Source organism: Flavobacterium defluvii, assembly GCF_900129555.1.
Lineage (GTDB): Bacteria > Bacteroidota > Bacteroidia > Flavobacteriales > Flavobacteriaceae > Flavobacterium > Flavobacterium defluvii.
In genome coordinates this window covers 272,289-289,756 of sequence record NZ_FQWC01000004.1, presented here as the reverse complement: position 1 = coordinate 289,756, position 17,468 = coordinate 272,289, and the positions used below count along the sequence as shown (strand labels likewise).

The window sequence follows — 17,468 nt, the reverse complement described above, 5'->3', positions numbered from 1 at the left end:
TGTGTTTGCACTTTCGACTTTAAGACTTTTAACTTTCGACAAATACTTCCCCTCGATGCGGTTTCAAAGCATCTCTTACCGGAATCATATTTTCGTCAGTAACGACCATAAAAGCAATGGCGTGCATTTCGTTTATGATTTTAAATCCTGTAATATTTAAAGGCAATTTTTCAATTGCAATATATTCTTTAAGATGAATTTCGTGATGCTCTGCAGTTTTTGCAGAAGCAGGACCTCGAAAATCCCAAATCAGTTTTATTTTTCTAGACATTTTTTTTAAAAGGTGCAAAGGTTCAAAGTGACAAAGGTACAAAGTCTTTTTTAAGGTTCTAAGATTCTGAGAAGCTAAGGCTCTAAGTTTTTTTTCTTTAGAGTCACACTGCAGTGCGTCTAACTCCAACAGTTCTTAAAAGAAATCTTTTTAATACACAATCTGTGGCTAAAAAAAAATATAAATCTGCTTAAATCTGTGTGAATTTGCGTGAAAATTTAGAGCAAAGATAAAATCTCATTTCAAAATAGTACTTTTGCAACTTCTTTTCATAGAAAGAAAAGCTAATAGATAAATAATAAAAAATGCCAAGAGAACTTTTACTTCAGGTAACGCCGGAAATTGCAGCAAATGAATCGCTGCTTAAAAACCATTTGTCTAAACAAATAAAAGTTTCTCCGCAGGAAATTCAGCATATTTCAATTTTAAAACGTTCGATTGATGCACGCCAAAAAGCGATTAAAATCAATTTGAAAGTTATTATTTATTTAAAAGGCGAACCTTTTCAGCAAACCAAAATTGAACTTCCGTTATATAAAGACGTTTCTTCTGCTCAGGAAGTTATTGTTGTGGGTGCCGGTCCAGCCGGACTTTTTGCAGCTTTGCAGTTAATTGAATTAGGCTTAAAGCCAATAGTAATCGAACGCGGAAAAGATGTTCGCGGGCGCCGACGCGATTTAAAAGCGATAAACCGAGAGCATATCGTTAACGAAGACTCCAATTACTGTTTTGGAGAAGGCGGAGCCGGAACCTATTCTGACGGAAAATTATATACCCGATCTAAAAAGCGTGGAGATGTAACCCGAATTCTAGAACTTTTAGTAGCTTTTGGGGCTTCTGAAGATATTTTGGTAGAAGCGCATCCGCATATCGGAACCAATAAACTTCCTAAAATTATTGAAGATATCAGAAATAAAATCCGAGAATTCGGCGGACAAGTTTTGTTTGAAACCCGTGTTGATGATATTTTAGTAAAAAATAATGAAGTTGAAGGAATTGTAACTCAAAATGGAGATAAAATTCATGCTAATAAATTAATCTTAGCTACAGGACATTCGGCTCGAGATATTTTTGAATTATTAGATAAAAAGAAAATTTTAATTGAGGCAAAACCTTTTGCTTTGGGAGTTCGTGCAGAACATTCACAGGAATTAATTGACAGTATTCAATACAGCTGTGATTTCCGTGGAGAGCATTTGCCTCCAGCGCCATATTCTATCGTAAAACAAGTTAACGGCCGCGGAATGTACTCGTTCTGTATGTGTCCGGGAGGTGTAATTGCACCATGCGCGACAAGTCCGGGAGAAGTGGTTACAAACGGCTGGTCACCATCGAAACGTGATCAGGCAACGGCAAATTCTGGAATTGTTGTCGAATTAAAATTAGAAGATTTCAAACCTTTTGTAAAATTCGGAGCTTTGGCCGGAATGGAATTTCAAAAAAGTATCGAGCAAAAAGCGTGGTATTTGGCGGGACAAACTCAAAAAGTTCCGGCACAAAGAATGATCGATTTTACGCAAAGTAAAGTTTCAGCAGATATTCCAAAAACATCTTATGTTCCGGGAACAACTTCGGTTGAATTGGGACAGGTTTTTCCAGGTTTTTTAACGCAGATTATGCGTCAGGGATTTCAGGAGTTTGGAAAATCAATGCGCGGATATTTAACCAATGAAGCTATTTTGCACGCACCGGAAAGCAGAACTTCATCACCAGTTAGAATTCCGAGGGATTCAATTACATTAGAGCACTTGCAAATAAAAGGATTGTATCCATGCGGAGAAGGCGCAGGGTATGCCGGCGGAATTATTTCTGCAGCGATTGATGGTGAAAAATGTGCCTTAATGATTGCAGAATCTTTGAAGTGATTTGTTGATTTGGTTTTCTGATTATTAAAATTTGTAATATATTTAGTTTTAATAATTACAGGCCCAATGAAAAACTTTTTCTCCAATTTATTTAATAAAAATAACGATCCAAAATCAATAATATCTTTTGATATTATTGATCCCATATATTCGTATTTATATAATGAGAAATCCAATCTTGAATTTAAAGTAAAAGGAATTCAGGACAATGTTTTCGTTAATTTATTTTATTTTCCAGGATCTTTAGATCATGAACAAGCTCAGGCGGAAATTAAAAAAGCGGGCTTCAATACTTCTTACGAAGTTTTAAATGAGCTTTATAAAAAAATGAATATTGGTATTCTTTCTGATGAAATGATTCAGGAAGGTTTAGAATATGATTTTATACATATTCAGTTTTATTCAGAGCCAACGACTGACGAAAAAAAGGTTTTTAAACGCGCAATAAAAAACTTCATTATCTTTTTTTGCTGTACGGATAATAGTTTAGAAATAAATGATTTTAGAATTCTATACTCAGGAACATATTTTTTTGATTACACAAAAGGACTTCTGGAAAGCGAACTTTTAGATATAACTAATCCAAAAAATGAAAGTCAGGAAATCGGAATTAGAGATTTTAAATTGGTTTTGCAAGGTATCTGTCAATATTTAAATATAGAAATTCCTGAAACTATAGAACTTCCTTCGTTAGAAAATTTAATAGAAACTGAAGAGGTTACTGCAAAAACTTTTGAAGAGTTTATAAATTTAGTTTCCAGAGGAAATGCCGAAGAAAAGGAATTGAAGACGCAGTCAAAAAAGCTTTTAAAAAATTATCAAAAGGAAACAAAAGAATATCACGAAATTATTGAAGGACATTTTGATCTCTTCGAAAGTGTAAATACATGGAACAGCGACTGGAAATTTAATCCCGAAGATGCTGAGTGTTTTATTTCGGAAATGATTGGTGAGGATTTTAATTTCGAATATCCAGAAGAAACTTATAGTCATGATTTGTTTCCGTACATTCAATCGGCATTAGAAAAACGAGGTTTTGAGTTGATGAGCTATGATACAAAAGGAGATAATTATTTGTTTTTTGTGGCCAATAAAAATGACGTTGACAGGATTTTAGAATTATCTGAATTGACTAATATTGAAATTGATAAATTGTAGAATTTTGTGATCTGTATAGTCCCTACGGGACAAATTGGTGTTATGTTTCTCTTTTGAGCTACCGATATGAAATCTCTACGAGATATTTTGAGTGAAGAGTAGATCAATATGAAATCTCTACTAGATATTCTTAAATAATTTTTGTTCTCAAATAACTCCGTTAGGAGTTAAATATCGGTAGAACTTATATAATCAGAAATGGAAAAATGTCCCGTAGGGACTACACTTGTACGCAATATATTTTTGCGTGAGGGATAGAAGCAGGCTACCGAAGTAGCGCGGATAGCCCGACAGCAATAAAAAAAGGGGCGACTAAGCGGTTTGCATAGTCAGCCCCTTTTTTTATTGGTGGCACGTCCAGATTATTACGGAATCAAAATTATTTTTCCAGTACTTTTACGGCTTTCCAAATAATCGTGCGCCAGTTTTCCTTCGGATAATTTAAAAGAAGTTGGTTCAGAAAGTTTGATTCTTCCTTCGATAATCCAATTGAATAATTGCGTTGCGCGTTTAATTCTTTCTTCTTTAGAATTTAGGTAACTCCATAAATCGCCTCCGGTTAGCGTTTTAGAGCTATCCATTAACATTCTTGGATCTACAGGTTCCGGATCGCCGCCCGCCATTCCGAAGAAAACAACTTGTCCGCATTCTTTTGTGACTTCGAAACTATCTTTTAAAGTGCTTCCAATACTGTCATAAACAGTATCAACTCCTTTTGAAACAACTTCAAAAACCTGCGATTTCCAATCTTCATTGTACAGAAAAACATAATCTGCGCCTTGGTCAAAACCAACTTTTGCTTTTTCGGCAGATGAGGTTAAACCAATGACATTTGCGCCTAAAAGTTTACTGATTTGCGTTAGAATCTGCCCAACTCCGCCAGCAACGGCATGAATTAAAACTGTTTCGCCTTTTTGCGTTTTATGACTGTCAGTTGCAAGATAATGTGCTGTTAATCCTTGTAGTAAAACGGATGCTGCAGTTTCAAACGAAATATTTTCAGGCAAAGGAAGGACATGATTTATATTTACGGCAACCAATTCGGCATTGGCAAATGGGGCATCGGCAAAAGCTACACGGTCGCCAACTTTATATTCAGGATGATTGTTAGCATCAACAACAATTCCGGCGCCTTCGTAACCGGCAATAAAAGGCGGATTTCCTTTTAAATGGTAATTTCCTTTTCGGCGGTAAACGTCTGCAAAATTTAGTCCAATGGCTTTCATCTCGACTAAAATTTCATCGTTTTTTAATTGTGGATTAGGGATTTCGATATATTCTAAAACATTTGAATCTCCAAAAGTAGAGAAGGTAAGTGCTTTCATTTTTTAATTAATTTAAGAATACAAAGTACGTGAAAAATCAAAAAATAAGCCTCACTTAAAAAGTTAAATGAGGCTTTTAATTGTTTTTTTGTTATCCAGAGAGTAAAAGGATTAAAAAGATTTTTTAAGAGCTGAAAACTAAAAATCTAATCTGTGGAAATCCTTTTAATCTGCAGCTAAAAAATAAACTATATTTTCGGAAATTTCATTTCGTTAAATGTGCTTTTTTGTTTTGCTAAAGCTTCGATGTCCTGCCATTTTCTTGGAGATTCTGCCGAAAGATTTTCGTAGGAATCTTTTTTGATTAAAATATCGTCTTCGATGCGAACACCTATATTCCACCATTTTTTATCGCATTTGCTGTTTGCCGGAATATAAATTCCTGGTTCAACAGTCAAAATCATGTTTTCTTTTAACGTTCCGCTGTAATTTCCTTTGTCGTGAACGTCAAGACCAAGAAAGTGAGAACACCCGTGCGGATAATAAATTCGGGCATCTTTAGGATCTGTAATGATTCCTAATTTAATTAATCCTGCCGCTACAACTTCTCTGGATCTTTTGGTTAAATCCTGAATTGGAGTTCCTTCTTTACAAAGTTTAAAAACTTCTTCCTGAGCATCGTAAACGATTTGATAAATTGCTTTTTGTTCTTCTGTAAATTTTCCGTTTGCCGGAATTGTTCTGGTAACATCTGCAGAATAACCGTGATATTCTGAACCTACATCCATTAGCAATAATTGATTGTCGATTTTTGTGGCATTGTTTTCTCCGTAATGCAAAATACATCCGTTTGCTCCGGCACCCACAATTGGCGGATAACCTTCATCTTCTGCACCATATTTTCTATGAATATAAGCATGAATTCCGTCAGCTTCATTTTCGCTCATCTCAGGACCAACAGCTTTCATAACTTCATTGTGTGCTACACAGGAAAGTTTTACGGTTTTACGCATTAAAACTAATTCTTCCGGAGTTTTTATTTCGCGAAGTGAGTTTGTGATGTTTGTATACAAATTTATTGAGCCTTCATCATCTTTTGTTATTTCTGCTTTGGTTTTAAAAGATTGTAATAATGAATACAGATTATCAGGATTATTATTTATTTCAACATCTGTTGGGATTTTATCGTAAATAACTTTGTCGAATTTTTTAAAATCAATTGCAAAGCTGCTGAAATCTTTTCCGTTGAAAGCCGTTGTAAATCCTAATTTCGATTTTGCGCCTTCAATCCCTAAACGTCTTCCGGTCCACATTTCTCTGGTGGCATTTCGTTCTCTCACAAAAAGAACTTCATTGTATTTTTCAGTTCCCTGCGGTTCCTTAAAAATTAATAAAACAGCATCTGGTTCTTTGTAACCAGCCAGATAATACATATCAGGATTTGCGTGGTAATTATAATTGATGTCTTTTGAAAATACTCTTTCGGGATAAGAAAAAATTACAGCTACCGAATTGGCCGGCATTAAATTTCTAAAAGCGTCTCGACGCCCCTGATGAAATTCTTTAGAAAGATAATCTGTTGGAAGGTTTTCCTGCGCCTGAATTTGGAACGTACTAATTAAGAAAGTAAACAATAAAAGAAACTGTTTCATTTTTTGGTTTTTTATTGATGATTTTTAGTTTTTTGATCATTGCAAATTACGAAAAAAATGCAATCGAGTATTTTAATTTAAGTGGTTGGTTTTTAATTTTTTAATAAAAATGATGTAACTTAGAGATCACGAATTTTTAAATTAATAATCAAATATGCGGGTTCTTTGTAAAATTTAAATTTTGAAAAGACCTGCCATCAGGCACGAATATTGAGAAGAATGTTTTGTAAAACAATTTCAAAAAACAAATATTAATTTTAAAAGTACATTTTATGAAAAAATATACAATTACAGTCGTTTCATTTTTAACTTTATTAATAACGTCATGTATGGCATCAAAAGATACTAAAAACACGGCCGATATTTATGATACAACTTGGGAACTGGAATATATTTCGGGACCAAGAATTGCTTTTGAAGGATTGTATCCGAATAAAAAACCGCAGATTACTTTTGACCAAAAAGAAGCAAAAGTTTATGGAAATAACGGTTGCAATGGTTACAGTGCGCCTTATACTTTAAATGGAAAATCGCTGACTTTTGGAGAACCGGGACCAACAACAATGATGTTTTGCGAGGGCGGCGGAGAGCAGCAATTTTTAAAACAAATGAAACTAATTACAAGTTATTCTATTGATAAAGACGGAAAACTAAATTTAATTCAGGGCGATGTGCCAATGATGAGATTTAAAAAAGTTGCAAAACAATAGTTTTACAAACCAATATAAAAAAAGGGAAATGAGTTAATTCATTTCCCTTTTTTGTGTTTGTTATTTCTTTTTCAATTTGTCTTTAAAAACTTTTTCGAATTTTTCTAATTTCGGCTGAATTACCATTTTGCAATACGGCTGGTTTTTGTTGTTTGCATAATAGTTTTGATGATAATCTTCGGCTTTGTAAAAAACTCTAAAAGGTTCAACTTTTGTAACAATCGGATTGTTGTAAACTTTAGCTTTATTTAATTCTGCAATAATGCTTTCTGCAGCTTTTTTCTGTTCGGCATTTTTGTAGAAAATTACAGAACGATACTGTGTTCCAACATCAGCACCCTGACGGTTTAAAGTCGTTGGATCGTGAACCGTAAAAAAGACTTTAAAAATTTCATTAATGTCGGTTACATTTTTATCATATGTAATCTGTACTACTTCGGCGTGACCGGTTGTTCCTGTACATACTTCTTCATAAGTTGGGTCAACGGTTTTTCCTCCTGAAAATCCCGAGACTACAGATTTTACCCCGTCAAGATTTTCGTAAACAGCTTCAACACACCAATAGCAGCCGCCGCCAAGTGTAATAGTTTCAAGATCTGGTTTTTTATTTTGAGAAAATCCGCTCATTGATAAAGCAAGAACGCAGATTAAAAGTATATTTTTCATTTGTATATTATTTGTTATCAGGAATAAAATCAAGAGCAATCGAATTCATGCAGTAGCGTTTTCCGGTTGGTTCAGGACCGTCGTCAAAAATGTGTCCTAGATGCCCGCCGCATCGTCCGCAAAGTGTTTCGATTCTTTCCATTCCAAGTGAATTATCTTCTTTAAAAACAATGCTTTTTTTGTTTTCCTGTTCAAAAAAACTTGGCCAGCCGCAGCTGCTCGAAAATTTAGCGGTCGATCTAAAAAGAAGGTTACCACAAGAAGCGCAGTAATAGGTTCCTTTTTCGTTAGAGTTCCAATATTTTCCGGTAAAAGGTCTTTCGGTATCTGCCTCACGCATTACGGCATAAACATCTTCCGGGAGAACTTTTTTCCATTCTGCGTTGCTTACGTGAAGTTTTGTTGTGTCGGTATTCGAGTAATAAGGATTTCCGGGTTTACTTATTTTATTTTCCATAGTAACCATTTTTGCAGGTTGTTTTTTTGTGTTTTGCCCGCAGGCTTGTAAAATAAAAAGAGGAACCAGAAAGCAAAGACTGAAAATGAGGTTTTTAGATTTCATAAATTTTTGGATTCTTAAATGTATTTCAAAGATACGTTGAGTTTTATATTCAAAATGTCGGCTATATTACAATTGAGATTTATTTAAGTATGTTTTAACTTTTTATTAGTTACGTAAAACAAGGCAATCTAGTTTTTATGTCTTAATTTTAACAGCTTTTAATTTTTAGTGTAAATTATTGTGTTGTAAATCAGAAAAATAGAAATTACAATTTGCTTAAGCTTTTATCAATCTTTGAGCATCGTTTTTAAGCCATTTCTTTTTTCGTATTTTTGTTTGCTTAAGAAGCCTTATGACAGAAGAAAACGTAATATTAGTCAACCAGAAAGATGAACAAATTGGCTTAATGCCAAAATTAGAAGCACATGAAAAAGCACTTTTGCATCGTGCATTTTCGGTTTTTATTTTAAATAATAAAAACGAAATTATGCTGCAGCAGCGTGCTCATCATAAATACCATTCTCCTTTGCTTTGGACAAACACCTGCTGCAGTCATCAGCGTGAAGGCGAATCTAATATCGATGCAGGAAGCCGAAGATTGTTTGAGGAAATGGGATTTAAAGCTGAATTGAAAGAGTTGTTTCATTTTATATATAAAGCACCTTTTGATAATGGTTTAACAGAACATGAACTTGACCATGTTATGATTGGTTACTATAATGGCGAACCAAATATAAACCCAGACGAAGTTGAAGACTGGAAATGGATGAGTATTGAAGATGTTAAAGCAGATATTGAAAAACAGCCCGAAATTTATACCGTATGGTTTAAGATAATTTTTGATGAATTTGATCATTATCTCGAAGACCATAAATTATAACCAAACTAACCAAAGACCTAGATGAGAGTAACCATATCAAGAAAAGCACATTTTAATGCTGCACATCGACTGCATAGGAAGGACTGGTCATTAGAAAAAAACAATGCCGTTTTTGGAAAATGCAACAATCCTAATTTTCATGGTCATAATTATGGTTTAACAGTAAGTGTTACAGGAAAAATTGACCCGGAAACTGGTTTTGTTTTAGATGTGAAAGTATTAGCGGATATTATACTTGAAGAAGTAGAAATTCCGTTTGATCACAAAAACCTGAATCTGGATGTTCCGGAATTTCAGGATTTGAATCCAACTGCAGAAAATATTGCTGTTGTGATATGGAATAAAATTAGAAAAAGAATTCAGCCCGATTTTGATTTAGAAGTCGTGCTTTATGAAACAGACCGCAATTTTGTAACTTATAAAGGAGAATAATAAATGTCATTAAAAATAGGAGATATAGTTCCGAATTTTACTGCAAAAGATAATCACGGAGAAGTTTTTGAAAGCCAAAATTTTTTGGGACGGAAACCTCTGGTGATTTATTTTTACCCAAAAGATAATACACCAGGCTGCACAACAGAAGCCTGTAGTTTTAGAGATCAGTATGAAGATTTTAAAGATTTAGGCGCAGAAGTAATTGGTGTAAGTGCTGATAGTGTAAAATCGCATCATAAATTTGCCAATAAACACAAACTGCCATTCATTTTACTTTCGGATCAGGATAAAAAATTGAGACATCTTTTTGGTGTAAAAAATAACCTTTTCGGGCTTTTACCGGGAAGAGTAACTTATATTATTGACAGAAACGGAGTTGTTATTTATATATTTGATAGTATGAATGCCGCAAAACATATTCCGAAAGCACTGGAAATAATAAAAGAATTAGTATTGTAGATTTAGAAAATAGTATTACATCATTGTTTAATTAATATAGATATTAGCCGAAATTTAGAAATTATGAAACCAGAAAAATTATATCCGCTTCAATTTGAGCCAATCCTGAAAGAAAGAATTTGGGGTGGAGAAAAACTAAAAACATTATTAAATAAACCAATTACTTCTAAAATTACCGGCGAAAGCTGGGAATTGTCTACCGTAGAAGGTGATGTAAGTACTGTTGCCAACGGAGAACTAAAGGGAAAATCATTAATGGATCTTATTAATGAAACACCAAATGAAATTCTTGGAACAAGGGTTTACGAGCGTTTCGGTAAACAATTTCCGTTGCTTTTTAAATATCTTGATGCAAGAGAAGACCTTTCGATTCAGGTTCATCCAAACGATAAATTAGCAAAAGAACGCCATAACTCATTCGGAAAAACCGAAATGTGGTACGTAATGCAGGCCGATACAGATTCCAGAATTATTGTTGGTTTTAAAGAAAATTCAAGTAAAGAAGAATATTTGAAACATTTGCATGACAATACTTTAGTTTCTATTCTTGATGATGTAAAAGCAAAAGCAGGAGACGTTTTCTTTTTAGAAACAGGAACCGTTCATGCAATTGGAGCAGGACTTGTTGTTGCCGAAATTCAGCAGACATCTGATATTACATACCGTCTTTACGATTTTGATCGCGTAGATGCGCAGGGAAACAAAAGAGAATTACATGTAGATTTAGCACTTGATGCGATAAACTACAATAAAGTTGATACTCAGAAAAAATACGATTCAAAAGCCAATACTTCAAATGTAGTTGTAGATTGTCCTTATTTTACGACAAATTTTATTCCGTTAGAAGATAAGGTTGAGGTTTCGAAAAATGGTGAAACATTTACGGTTTATATGTGTATCGAAGGAAGCTTCGAAATCGAATATGACGGATTCAAACACACTTACATTAAAGGTGATACAGTTTTAGTTCCTGCTGCGATAAATGCATTTAATTTAACTGGAAAAGCTTCAATTTTAGAAATTTACATTTCATAGCACTTAATCTAAAGATTATGTGTACTTTTGCAAACGCAAATTAAAATTATAATAAAAATGGCAAACGTTAAGAATTTAAAGAAAGACATCAATTTTGTATTAGGAGATATTATTGAGGCAGTTTACTTGTTTGAGATGTCTACAACAGGAAATCCTACTCCGGAAACGAATGCTTTAATCGATGAAGCTATCGCTGCATTTGATACTTTGATTACAAAAGTGAACGCAAAAAACGTTGAAAATAAAAAAGCACATTTCAAACAAATCAATGTTGAATTAGAACAAACTGCTAATCAATTGATTGAAAAAATCAACGCGCTTTAAGCAAAAAAAAGTGTAAAAAAGTGCAAATTTATTTTGGGAAATTGAAAAACCGCTTTATATTTGCACCCGTAATGACGCCGATGTAGCTCAGCTGGCTAGAGCAGCTGATTTGTAATCAGCAGGTCGTGGGTTCGAGTCCCTCTATCGGCTCAACGGAAACCATCACAGAAATGTGGTGGTTTTTTTAATTATAGAGAGAGGTGTGAAATTATTTTTGGAATATTAAAAAACAATTTTATCTTTGCACCCGAAATAACGCCGATGTAGCTCAGCTGGCTAGAGCAGCTGATTTGTAATCAGCAGGTCGTGGGTTCGAGTCCCTCTATCGGCTCAAAAAACCATCACAGAAATGTGGTGGTTTTTTTATTTGGAATAAATCCTAATTTTTTTAAAATTCCAGATTTCAAGTTTCAGGTTTCAGGTTTCAAGTTTCGAATGAATGTATTGCTATATTTTGATTGAATGGAATTTCAAACTTGGGATTTTAAAATTTAAAATTTTAATTCTTATGTTTGTTTCTTAACCAAAAACATAAAAAATGGAAGAAACTTCAGTATTTGAAAAATTTGAGCTGCATCTCGATTCAACTGCAAAAGACTTTTTAAAGGAAACCGTAAAATGGGCTTATTTTATTGCAATCATTGGTTTTGTTGGAATTGCTTTTTTAGTGCTTATAGCAATTTTTGCCGGAGCAATTTTCTCTACAATGGGAAGTACGATGCCTGGATTTGGAGGAGGCTCTGTTGGGGCAATTTTTAGCTTTATTTACTTATTACTAGCGGGGCTTTATTTCTTCCCGGTTTATTATTTATTTAAGTTCGCTTCAAACGGAAAAAAAGCATTTAGAGAAAATGATTCAGAAGCATTAACTTCATCATTTAGTTATTTAAAATCACATTATAAATTCATCGGAATTTTGATGATTATAATGCTTGCATTTTATGGACTTGCTATAGTTTTTGGAGTTTTAGGAGCTCTTTTCGGAAGATAGAAATAAGTTTTAAGATAAAAAAAACGCCCTGAAAATTTCAGGGCGTTTTTAGTTTTATTGTGCAGCTGCTGGAGCTTTTTGTTCTTCTTTTTTAATGTCAGCTACATATTTGGTAAGCTTTTTTCCATAAAGAGACTGTGCTACTTTTGGAGTCATTGATTTCTGAATCGTATCCAAGAATTTGATGTTGATGTCATAAATCTCTGCTAAAGCAATATAAGGCGATACTTCGTGATCTTTATTGTTTATGGCAAAGTTTGTAGCGTACAGGTATTTTCTTTTAATATTTGACTGTTGTTTTGCATCGATGCTGTCAATAGCTTTTTGGTCTTGTCTTTTTATAGCTTTAAATCTTGCTTCTACCATTGACAGGTTTTCATCGATAAAACGAGAATTTACCTTTTTATATTCTTCGTATAATTCCTGATTTTTAGATCCGGTGATTTTAGCGCTTGAAATAAAATTATCAAGATTAGTTTCAATATTGATGTTTCCGGGTTCAGCAAAAAATAAAATATTATTGTCTAAAGAATTCGTTACTCCGCGATCAAGGAATAAATAAAGCATTTCCGGAGATTCTAATTTAATATCTCTTTCAAAGGCTGCATTTCCATCAATTTTAATACTGTCGATTGCTACAAGCGATGTGTCAACAATTCTTTGAATATATAAAGTTCCGGTTTTTAAACCTTTTATATTTCCGGTAAGGTGTAAGTTATCTGGAGCAGATTCTTTTTTGCTGCACGATGCAAGTACTGCAAGTGTAACAAAGGCAATAATTGATTTTTTCATTAGTTTATTGGATTTTGGTGCAAAATAAAGAAAATAGTTTGAATGTAAATATGCCGTTGTTTAATTTTTATGAAAAATAAAAATCCCAATCTATTTCTAAATTGGGATTGATATATTTTTTTAAAAATGAATCAATTACATAGCTAAAGTGTAAGTTGCTCCATTTTCGTGAGTGTAAGTATATTTAGTGTCGCAGTCGTTGTTTCCGTAATCTACAACACCGTTTAAATAGCCTCCCTGAATTTTTAATTTTCCTTTAGAGATATATTCACAAGAATATTTTTTAACTAAAGTTTCTTGTATTGTAAGTGTTAAACTTCCGCCTTTTTCAGAAGTTACAGTATGATTTCCTTCTGGCATTTCATAAATATTATCATCTAAAACATATGGAGTGTCGACACCTGCAGTTTGTTTTACTGTAATTGTTCCTGAGTTTGTGAAAACTCTTCCAAGTAAATCTGTAAATTTTCCGTTTGTGACTTTTCTTGTCCACTGCGGAACAGTTGCAACAGTTGTAGTATTTGTGTATTCAATAGTGCCTTCCAGTTTAAGGCCATTAATATAGTAATCTATTCTCTCGATTGTCATTTTGCTTCCAGTTGTAGTAACCGGGCCCGAAAGCGTAATTTTTAATTTTCCTTTTCTTGTAATTTGATTAACAGCACATCCTGTACCATAATCTACAGTAAATACTTTTGGATAAGCAGTTCCGTTTGGAGTTTCAACAGTAATATTGGCACAGACAGCAGGCGAAGTTTCAGATGGTTTTGCAGCAGGATTTGAGTTTGTTACCGTTAATCCGGTTTTAACGTCCATTTCGTTTACGGCATCGATTACAACCGAAGCACTAACAGCTGTTGTGTCTGCCTGGTTAACAACTTCGTCACTTGAACATGATACATACATAAGTGCAGAAGCGCAGATTGCTGAAATTAAAATAACAGTTTTTTTCATATTGGTTTTTGTTTAAGATTAGATTAAAAGGCATTCAAATGTAAGAAAAAAAATAATTCATAAACAATCCTGAAATTTCTGCATTTGCAATTTCTTTTTAATTTATTAAATCAATATAAAAAAATCCTGCAGAAATTAATCTGCAGGATTTTAAAGATATTCTTATGAAAGATTTTTATTTAATCATTTCAAAACTTCTTTTTACAAAGGCAGTTAATGCTTCTCCTTTTAGTAGGTTTTGAGATAATTTAGCCAAATCTAATGCTTGTTTTACTAAATGTTCCTGATGTGTTTTATCTTCAGTATTTAGAATGCTTGATGCCAAATCCGAATTTGTATTTACAACCAAATTGTACATTTCCGGCATATTTCCCATTCCGAACATTCCGCCTCCGCCTGTCTGGCTCATTTCTTTCATTCTACGCATAAATTCTGGCTGCGTAATGATAAACGGAGCTGCCTGAGAATCCATAGCTTCTAATTGAACGCTATATGCTTTTGGAATGTATGCTTCTAAAGAAGTTTTTAAAGTCGCTTTTTCTTCCTCAGATAATTTAGAAATCGCATTTTCTTCTTTTTTGATTAAATTGTCAATATGATCAGAATCTACACGAACAAAAGTCAGATCTTTATTATCGTTTTCGATTTTCTGAATTAAATGTGAGATAATTGGAGAATCTAAAAGCAATACTTCGTAACCTTTATCTTTTGCTGCCTGAATGTAAGAGTGTTGTGCATCTTTATTTCCTGCATAAAGAATAACTAATTTACCATCTTTGTCAGTTTGGTTTTCTTTTAGTTTTTCTTTTAATTCATCTAAAGTGAAGTAAGTATCATCTACAGTTGGGTATAAAACAAATGCACCCGCTTTTTCATAGAATTTCTCTTCAGAAAGCATTCCGTATTCTAAGACGATTTTAATATCGTTCCATTTTGCTTCAAAATCTGCACGGTTTTCGTTGAATAAAGCTTTTAATTTGTCAGCTACTTTACGGGTAATGTAGTTAGAAATTTTCTTAACAGCTCCGTCAGCTTGTAAACCTGAACGAGAAACGTTTAATGGAATATCCGGTGAATCGATAACACCTTTTAACATTGTCAAAAATTCGGGTACAATTCCTTCTACGTTATCAGTAACGTAAACCTGATTTTGATACAATTGAATTTTATCTTTCTGGATTTGCATATCGGTACCCAGTTTTGGGAAATACAAAATACCAGTTAAGTTAAACGGATAGTCTACATTTAAGTGAATGTTGAACAATGGCTCTTCGAATTGCATTGGATACAATTCTCTGTAGAAATTTTTATAATCTTCATCAGATAATTCAGAAGGCTGTTTTGTCCACGCCGGATTTGGGTTGTTAATGATATTGTCAGTTTCGACAGTTTCATTAACATAATCTTCAGGAGCATCTTCCGGTTTAGGAAGTGTTTCTGTTCTGGTTCCGAATTTAATCGGAATAGGCATAAACTTATTGTATTTGTTTAATAAACCAGCGATTTTAGAATCATCCAGGAATTCAAGAGAATCCTCGGCAATATGAAGGATAATTTCTGTACCACGTGAAGTTTTGTCAGCCGGTTCTAAAGTAAATTCAGGGCTTCCGTCACAAGTCCAGTGAGCTGCAGGTTCATCTTTGTATGATTTAGTAATGATTTCTACTTTTTCTGCAACCATAAAAGCAGAATAGAAACCAAGACCAAAGTGTCCAATAATTCCAGAATCCTTAGCAGAATCTTTGTATTTGTCCAAAAACTCCTCAGCACCGGAAAAAGCAACCTGGTTAATGTATTTTTCTACTTCATCGGCCGTCATACCTAAACCCTGGTCGATAATATGGATTTTTTTTCCTTCTTTATCAACTTTAACTTCAATAATAGGATTTCCATATTCAACTTTAGCTTCACCAATACTAATAAGGTGTTTTAACTTTAAAGTAGCATCAGTTCCGTTTGAAACCAGCTCGCGCAAAAAGATTTCATGATCGCTGTATAAGAACTTTTTGATTAAGGGAAAGATGTTTTCTACTGAAACATTAATTTTACCTGTTGTCATATTTTTTTATTTTTTGAATTTAACTTGATGATTTTCATTCTTTCAAATAAAATACCATTTTTAAAAGAGTGACAAATTGTCGCAAATGTTAATTTTGAAAGAAAATAAATAGATTCTAAAACATAACTTGTCTGAATGAATCGTATATTTGTGGTACAATAATTGTTAAAAAAGCAAAATAATAATTTAAAAAATTGTATAAAATGAAGAAGAGTATCTTAATATGTATGATTGCCGCTATGTTTTTTGCGTGTAAATCTGCTTCGTCCACAGCTTCAACAGACACAACGCTTTCAAAAAAGCTTGACAGACCAACTCAGGTTGCTATTAAAGGAAACTGGGTGCTTACAAATGTAACTTATCCGGGTTCTGATTATATTAAAGTAAATTCATTTGATCTTGCCGATTCAAAATGTTTTATTGGTAGTACCTGGAGTTTTATTTCAAATAATAATAAAGGAAATATGGCTTTAACATCGCCAAGCTGTACTTCATTTTCTTCACCAATTGTATGGAGTATCAACAATCAGGGAATGTTTATTCTTAAAATTCTTGATGCCGGTGAAAAAGCTAAAAAAGTAAGAGAAGGTTATTTACTTAAAGTTGCAGGTGTGACTGAGAGCTCTTTTCAGTTAATTGACAACATTAATGTTGGCGGACAAGTAAAAGATGTGACTTACCAATTTCAAAGAGCTAATTAATATTTAAAAAGATAAAAAATGAAAAAGATAACAGTTTTAGGTTTAAGTAGTTTACTTGTATTAGTTAGTTTATTTGCGAGCTGTGATTCAGTAAAAAATGCAAATAATACACAAAAAGGTGCCGGAATTGGTGCTGTTGCTGGTGGAGTTATTGGTGCTGTACTAGGAAATAATTTAGGAAAAGGTGGTAATGCTGCTTTGGGAGCGGCAATTGGAGCTGCTGTTGGTGGTGGAACCGGAGCCTTGATTGGAAATAAAATGGATAAACAAGCCCGTGAAATCGATCAGGCTTTACCAGGCGCTTCTGTAGAAAGAGTAGGTGAAGGAATTCACTTAACTTTAAATGAAAATGCAGTTCGTTTTGATACAAACAAATCAACTCTTACTCCTCAGGCAAAAGCAAATTTAGATAAATTAGTTCCTGTATTTAATGAGTATGGAGATACTGATATTCAAATTTTTGGTTATACTGATAATACAGGTAAACCTGAATATAATCTTACCCTTTCAGGACAAAGAGCAGCATCTGTGCAATCTTATTTAGTTTCAAAAGGATTAAAATCAAGCCGTTTTAAAACTTCAGGTTTAGGAATTGTTGATCCTATTGCAACAAATGATACTCCGGAAGGAAGAGCTCAAAACCGTCGTGTTGAATTCTCAATTACAGCAAACGACAAAATGGTTAATGATGCAAAAGCTGAAGCAGGAAAATAATTTCAGATAAAATAAAAGATAAAAAAAGCTGTTTC

The 17,468-nt window shown here is 33.5% G+C and carries 19 protein-coding genes and 2 tRNA genes; 13 read left to right on the top strand and 8 right to left on the bottom strand.

Translation table 11 applies throughout. The features are described 5' to 3' along the window. Positions 1-28 precede the first annotated feature (28 nt). Positions 29-271: a hypothetical protein gene (locus BUC29_RS11715; RefSeq protein ID WP_073416355.1), complete on the bottom strand. Its 243-nt coding sequence runs from the start codon at positions 269-271 to the stop codon at positions 29-31. Positions 272-576: 305 nt separating this feature from the next. Here BUC29_RS11715 and BUC29_RS11710 point away from each other — a divergent pair, with 305 nt between their 5' ends. Beyond that, the gene (locus tag BUC29_RS11710; RefSeq protein WP_073416354.1) at positions 577-2,136 is read left to right on the top strand and encodes an NAD(P)/FAD-dependent oxidoreductase; all 1,560 of its coding nucleotides are present in this window, start codon (positions 577-579) and stop codon (positions 2,134-2,136) included. Positions 2,137-2,202: 66 nt separating this feature from the next. Beyond that, a complete protein-coding gene (locus BUC29_RS11705) occupies positions 2,203-3,294 on the top strand; it encodes a DUF6630 family protein (RefSeq protein ID WP_073416353.1) in 1,092 nt (363 codons plus the stop codon). A 365-nt stretch (positions 3,295-3,659) separates the two neighbouring features. Here BUC29_RS11705 and BUC29_RS11700 read toward each other — a convergent pair whose 3' ends face one another. Both BUC29_RS11700 and BUC29_RS11695 read right to left on the bottom strand, forming a co-directional pair. After that, positions 3,660-4,619, bottom strand: a complete 960-nt coding sequence (locus tag BUC29_RS11700; RefSeq protein ID WP_073416352.1) for a quinone oxidoreductase family protein — start codon at positions 4,617-4,619, stop codon at positions 3,660-3,662. Between the two features lie 188 nt (positions 4,620-4,807). Next, positions 4,808-6,211 (bottom strand): aminopeptidase P N-terminal domain-containing protein, encoded by a 1,404-nt coding sequence (locus tag BUC29_RS11695; RefSeq protein ID WP_073416351.1) that lies wholly within the window; start codon positions 6,209-6,211, stop codon positions 4,808-4,810. Between the two features lie 272 nt (positions 6,212-6,483). On the opposite strand from BUC29_RS11695, the gene BUC29_RS11690 reads away from it, so the two are divergent. Next, the gene (locus BUC29_RS11690) at positions 6,484-6,921 is read left to right on the top strand and encodes an META domain-containing protein (RefSeq protein ID WP_073416350.1); all 438 of its coding nucleotides are present in this window, start codon (positions 6,484-6,486) and stop codon (positions 6,919-6,921) included. A 60-nt stretch (positions 6,922-6,981) separates the two neighbouring features. Here BUC29_RS11690 and msrA read toward each other — a convergent pair whose 3' ends face one another. Beyond that, positions 6,982-7,587: a peptide-methionine (S)-S-oxide reductase MsrA gene (msrA, locus tag BUC29_RS11685; protein ID WP_073416349.1), complete on the bottom strand. Its 606-nt coding sequence runs from the start codon at positions 7,585-7,587 to the stop codon at positions 6,982-6,984. Positions 7,588-7,594: 7 nt separating this feature from the next. Continuing rightward, complete coding sequence (msrB, locus tag BUC29_RS11680; RefSeq protein ID WP_073416348.1) at positions 7,595-8,149, bottom strand: peptide-methionine (R)-S-oxide reductase MsrB; 555 nt, start codon at positions 8,147-8,149, stop codon at positions 7,595-7,597. Positions 8,150-8,441: 292 nt separating this feature from the next. On the opposite strand from msrB, the gene idi reads away from it, so the two are divergent. From idi to BUC29_RS11640, 8 genes are all read left to right on the top strand, one after another. Beyond that, positions 8,442-8,969, top strand: a complete 528-nt coding sequence (gene idi / locus BUC29_RS11675) for an isopentenyl-diphosphate Delta-isomerase (protein WP_073416347.1) — start codon at positions 8,442-8,444, stop codon at positions 8,967-8,969. A gap of 21 nt (positions 8,970-8,990) precedes the next feature. Next, on the top strand, positions 8,991-9,401 hold the full coding sequence (locus tag BUC29_RS11670; RefSeq protein ID WP_012022374.1) for a 6-carboxytetrahydropterin synthase: 411 nt from the start codon (positions 8,991-8,993) through the stop codon (positions 9,399-9,401). A 3-nt stretch (positions 9,402-9,404) separates the two neighbouring features. After that, positions 9,405-9,863 carry a peroxiredoxin gene (locus BUC29_RS11665; RefSeq protein ID WP_073416346.1) on the top strand — a complete coding sequence of 153 codons (459 nt, stop codon included), beginning with the start codon at positions 9,405-9,407 and terminating at the stop codon, positions 9,861-9,863. A gap of 63 nt (positions 9,864-9,926) precedes the next feature. After that, the gene (locus tag BUC29_RS11660; protein ID WP_073416345.1) at positions 9,927-10,898 is read left to right on the top strand and encodes a type I phosphomannose isomerase catalytic subunit; all 972 of its coding nucleotides are present in this window, start codon (positions 9,927-9,929) and stop codon (positions 10,896-10,898) included. Positions 10,899-10,955: 57 nt separating this feature from the next. After that, complete coding sequence (locus BUC29_RS11655) at positions 10,956-11,222, top strand: hypothetical protein (protein ID WP_012022371.1); 267 nt, start codon at positions 10,956-10,958, stop codon at positions 11,220-11,222. Between the two features lie 76 nt (positions 11,223-11,298). Then, a tRNA-Thr gene (locus BUC29_RS11650) sits at positions 11,299-11,372 on the top strand. A 107-nt stretch (positions 11,373-11,479) separates the two neighbouring features. Continuing rightward, positions 11,480-11,553: transfer RNA gene (locus BUC29_RS11645), tRNA-Thr, on the top strand. A gap of 207 nt (positions 11,554-11,760) precedes the next feature. Next, entirely contained in the window at positions 11,761-12,213 is a 453-nt protein-coding gene (locus BUC29_RS11640; RefSeq protein ID WP_073416344.1) for a DUF5362 family protein, read from the top strand. Positions 12,214-12,267: 54 nt separating this feature from the next. Here BUC29_RS11640 and BUC29_RS11635 read toward each other — a convergent pair whose 3' ends face one another. The 3 genes from BUC29_RS11635 to htpG all read right to left on the bottom strand — a co-directional run bounded on the left by BUC29_RS11635 (position 12,268) and on the right by htpG (position 16,018). Next, on the bottom strand, positions 12,268-13,005 hold the full coding sequence (locus BUC29_RS11635; protein WP_073416343.1) for a DUF4369 domain-containing protein: 738 nt from the start codon (positions 13,003-13,005) through the stop codon (positions 12,268-12,270). Positions 13,006-13,140: 135 nt separating this feature from the next. Continuing rightward, a complete protein-coding gene (locus tag BUC29_RS11630; RefSeq protein WP_073416342.1) occupies positions 13,141-13,959 on the bottom strand; it encodes a hypothetical protein in 819 nt (272 codons plus the stop codon). Positions 13,960-14,134: 175 nt separating this feature from the next. Continuing rightward, positions 14,135-16,018 carry a molecular chaperone HtpG gene (htpG, locus tag BUC29_RS11625; protein WP_073416341.1) on the bottom strand — a complete coding sequence of 628 codons (1,884 nt, stop codon included), beginning with the start codon at positions 16,016-16,018 and terminating at the stop codon, positions 14,135-14,137. Positions 16,019-16,221: 203 nt separating this feature from the next. On the opposite strand from htpG, the gene BUC29_RS11620 reads away from it, so the two are divergent. Beyond that, positions 16,222-16,719 (top strand): lipocalin family protein, encoded by a 498-nt coding sequence (locus BUC29_RS11620; protein WP_073416340.1) that lies wholly within the window; start codon positions 16,222-16,224, stop codon positions 16,717-16,719. Between the two features lie 18 nt (positions 16,720-16,737). Continuing rightward, a complete protein-coding gene (locus BUC29_RS11615; protein WP_073416339.1) occupies positions 16,738-17,433 on the top strand; it encodes a YiaD family glycine zipper/OmpA-like lipoprotein in 696 nt (231 codons plus the stop codon). Positions 17,434-17,468: the final 35 nt, after the last annotated feature.

Coding starts and splice junctions, on each gene's coding strand:
- BUC29_RS11715 (WP_073416355.1), bottom strand. CDS start 271: ATGTCTAGAAAAATAAAACTGATTTGGGATTTTCGAGGTCCTGCTTCT.
- BUC29_RS11710 (WP_073416354.1), top strand. CDS start 577: ATGCCAAGAGAACTTTTACTTCAGGTAACGCCGGAAATTGCAGCAAAT.
- BUC29_RS11705 (WP_073416353.1), top strand. CDS start 2,203: ATGAAAAACTTTTTCTCCAATTTATTTAATAAAAATAACGATCCAAAA.
- BUC29_RS11700 (WP_073416352.1), bottom strand. CDS start 4,619: ATGAAAGCACTTACCTTCTCTACTTTTGGAGATTCAAATGTTTTAGAA.
- BUC29_RS11695 (WP_073416351.1), bottom strand. CDS start 6,211: ATGAAACAGTTTCTTTTATTGTTTACTTTCTTAATTAGTACGTTCCAA.
- BUC29_RS11690 (WP_073416350.1), top strand. CDS start 6,484: ATGAAAAAATATACAATTACAGTCGTTTCATTTTTAACTTTATTAATA.
- msrA (WP_073416349.1), bottom strand. CDS start 7,587: ATGAAAAATATACTTTTAATCTGCGTTCTTGCTTTATCAATGAGCGGA.
- msrB (WP_073416348.1), bottom strand. CDS start 8,149: ATGAAATCTAAAAACCTCATTTTCAGTCTTTGCTTTCTGGTTCCTCTT.
- idi (WP_073416347.1), top strand. CDS start 8,442: ATGACAGAAGAAAACGTAATATTAGTCAACCAGAAAGATGAACAAATT.
- BUC29_RS11670 (WP_012022374.1), top strand. CDS start 8,991: ATGAGAGTAACCATATCAAGAAAAGCACATTTTAATGCTGCACATCGA.
- BUC29_RS11665 (WP_073416346.1), top strand. CDS start 9,405: ATGTCATTAAAAATAGGAGATATAGTTCCGAATTTTACTGCAAAAGAT.
- BUC29_RS11660 (WP_073416345.1), top strand. CDS start 9,927: ATGAAACCAGAAAAATTATATCCGCTTCAATTTGAGCCAATCCTGAAA.
- BUC29_RS11655 (WP_012022371.1), top strand. CDS start 10,956: ATGGCAAACGTTAAGAATTTAAAGAAAGACATCAATTTTGTATTAGGA.
- BUC29_RS11640 (WP_073416344.1), top strand. CDS start 11,761: ATGGAAGAAACTTCAGTATTTGAAAAATTTGAGCTGCATCTCGATTCA.
- BUC29_RS11635 (WP_073416343.1), bottom strand. CDS start 13,005: ATGAAAAAATCAATTATTGCCTTTGTTACACTTGCAGTACTTGCATCG.
- BUC29_RS11630 (WP_073416342.1), bottom strand. CDS start 13,959: ATGAAAAAAACTGTTATTTTAATTTCAGCAATCTGCGCTTCTGCACTT.
- htpG (WP_073416341.1), bottom strand. CDS start 16,018: ATGACAACAGGTAAAATTAATGTTTCAGTAGAAAACATCTTTCCCTTA.
- BUC29_RS11620 (WP_073416340.1), top strand. CDS start 16,222: ATGAAGAAGAGTATCTTAATATGTATGATTGCCGCTATGTTTTTTGCG.
- BUC29_RS11615 (WP_073416339.1), top strand. CDS start 16,738: ATGAAAAAGATAACAGTTTTAGGTTTAAGTAGTTTACTTGTATTAGTT.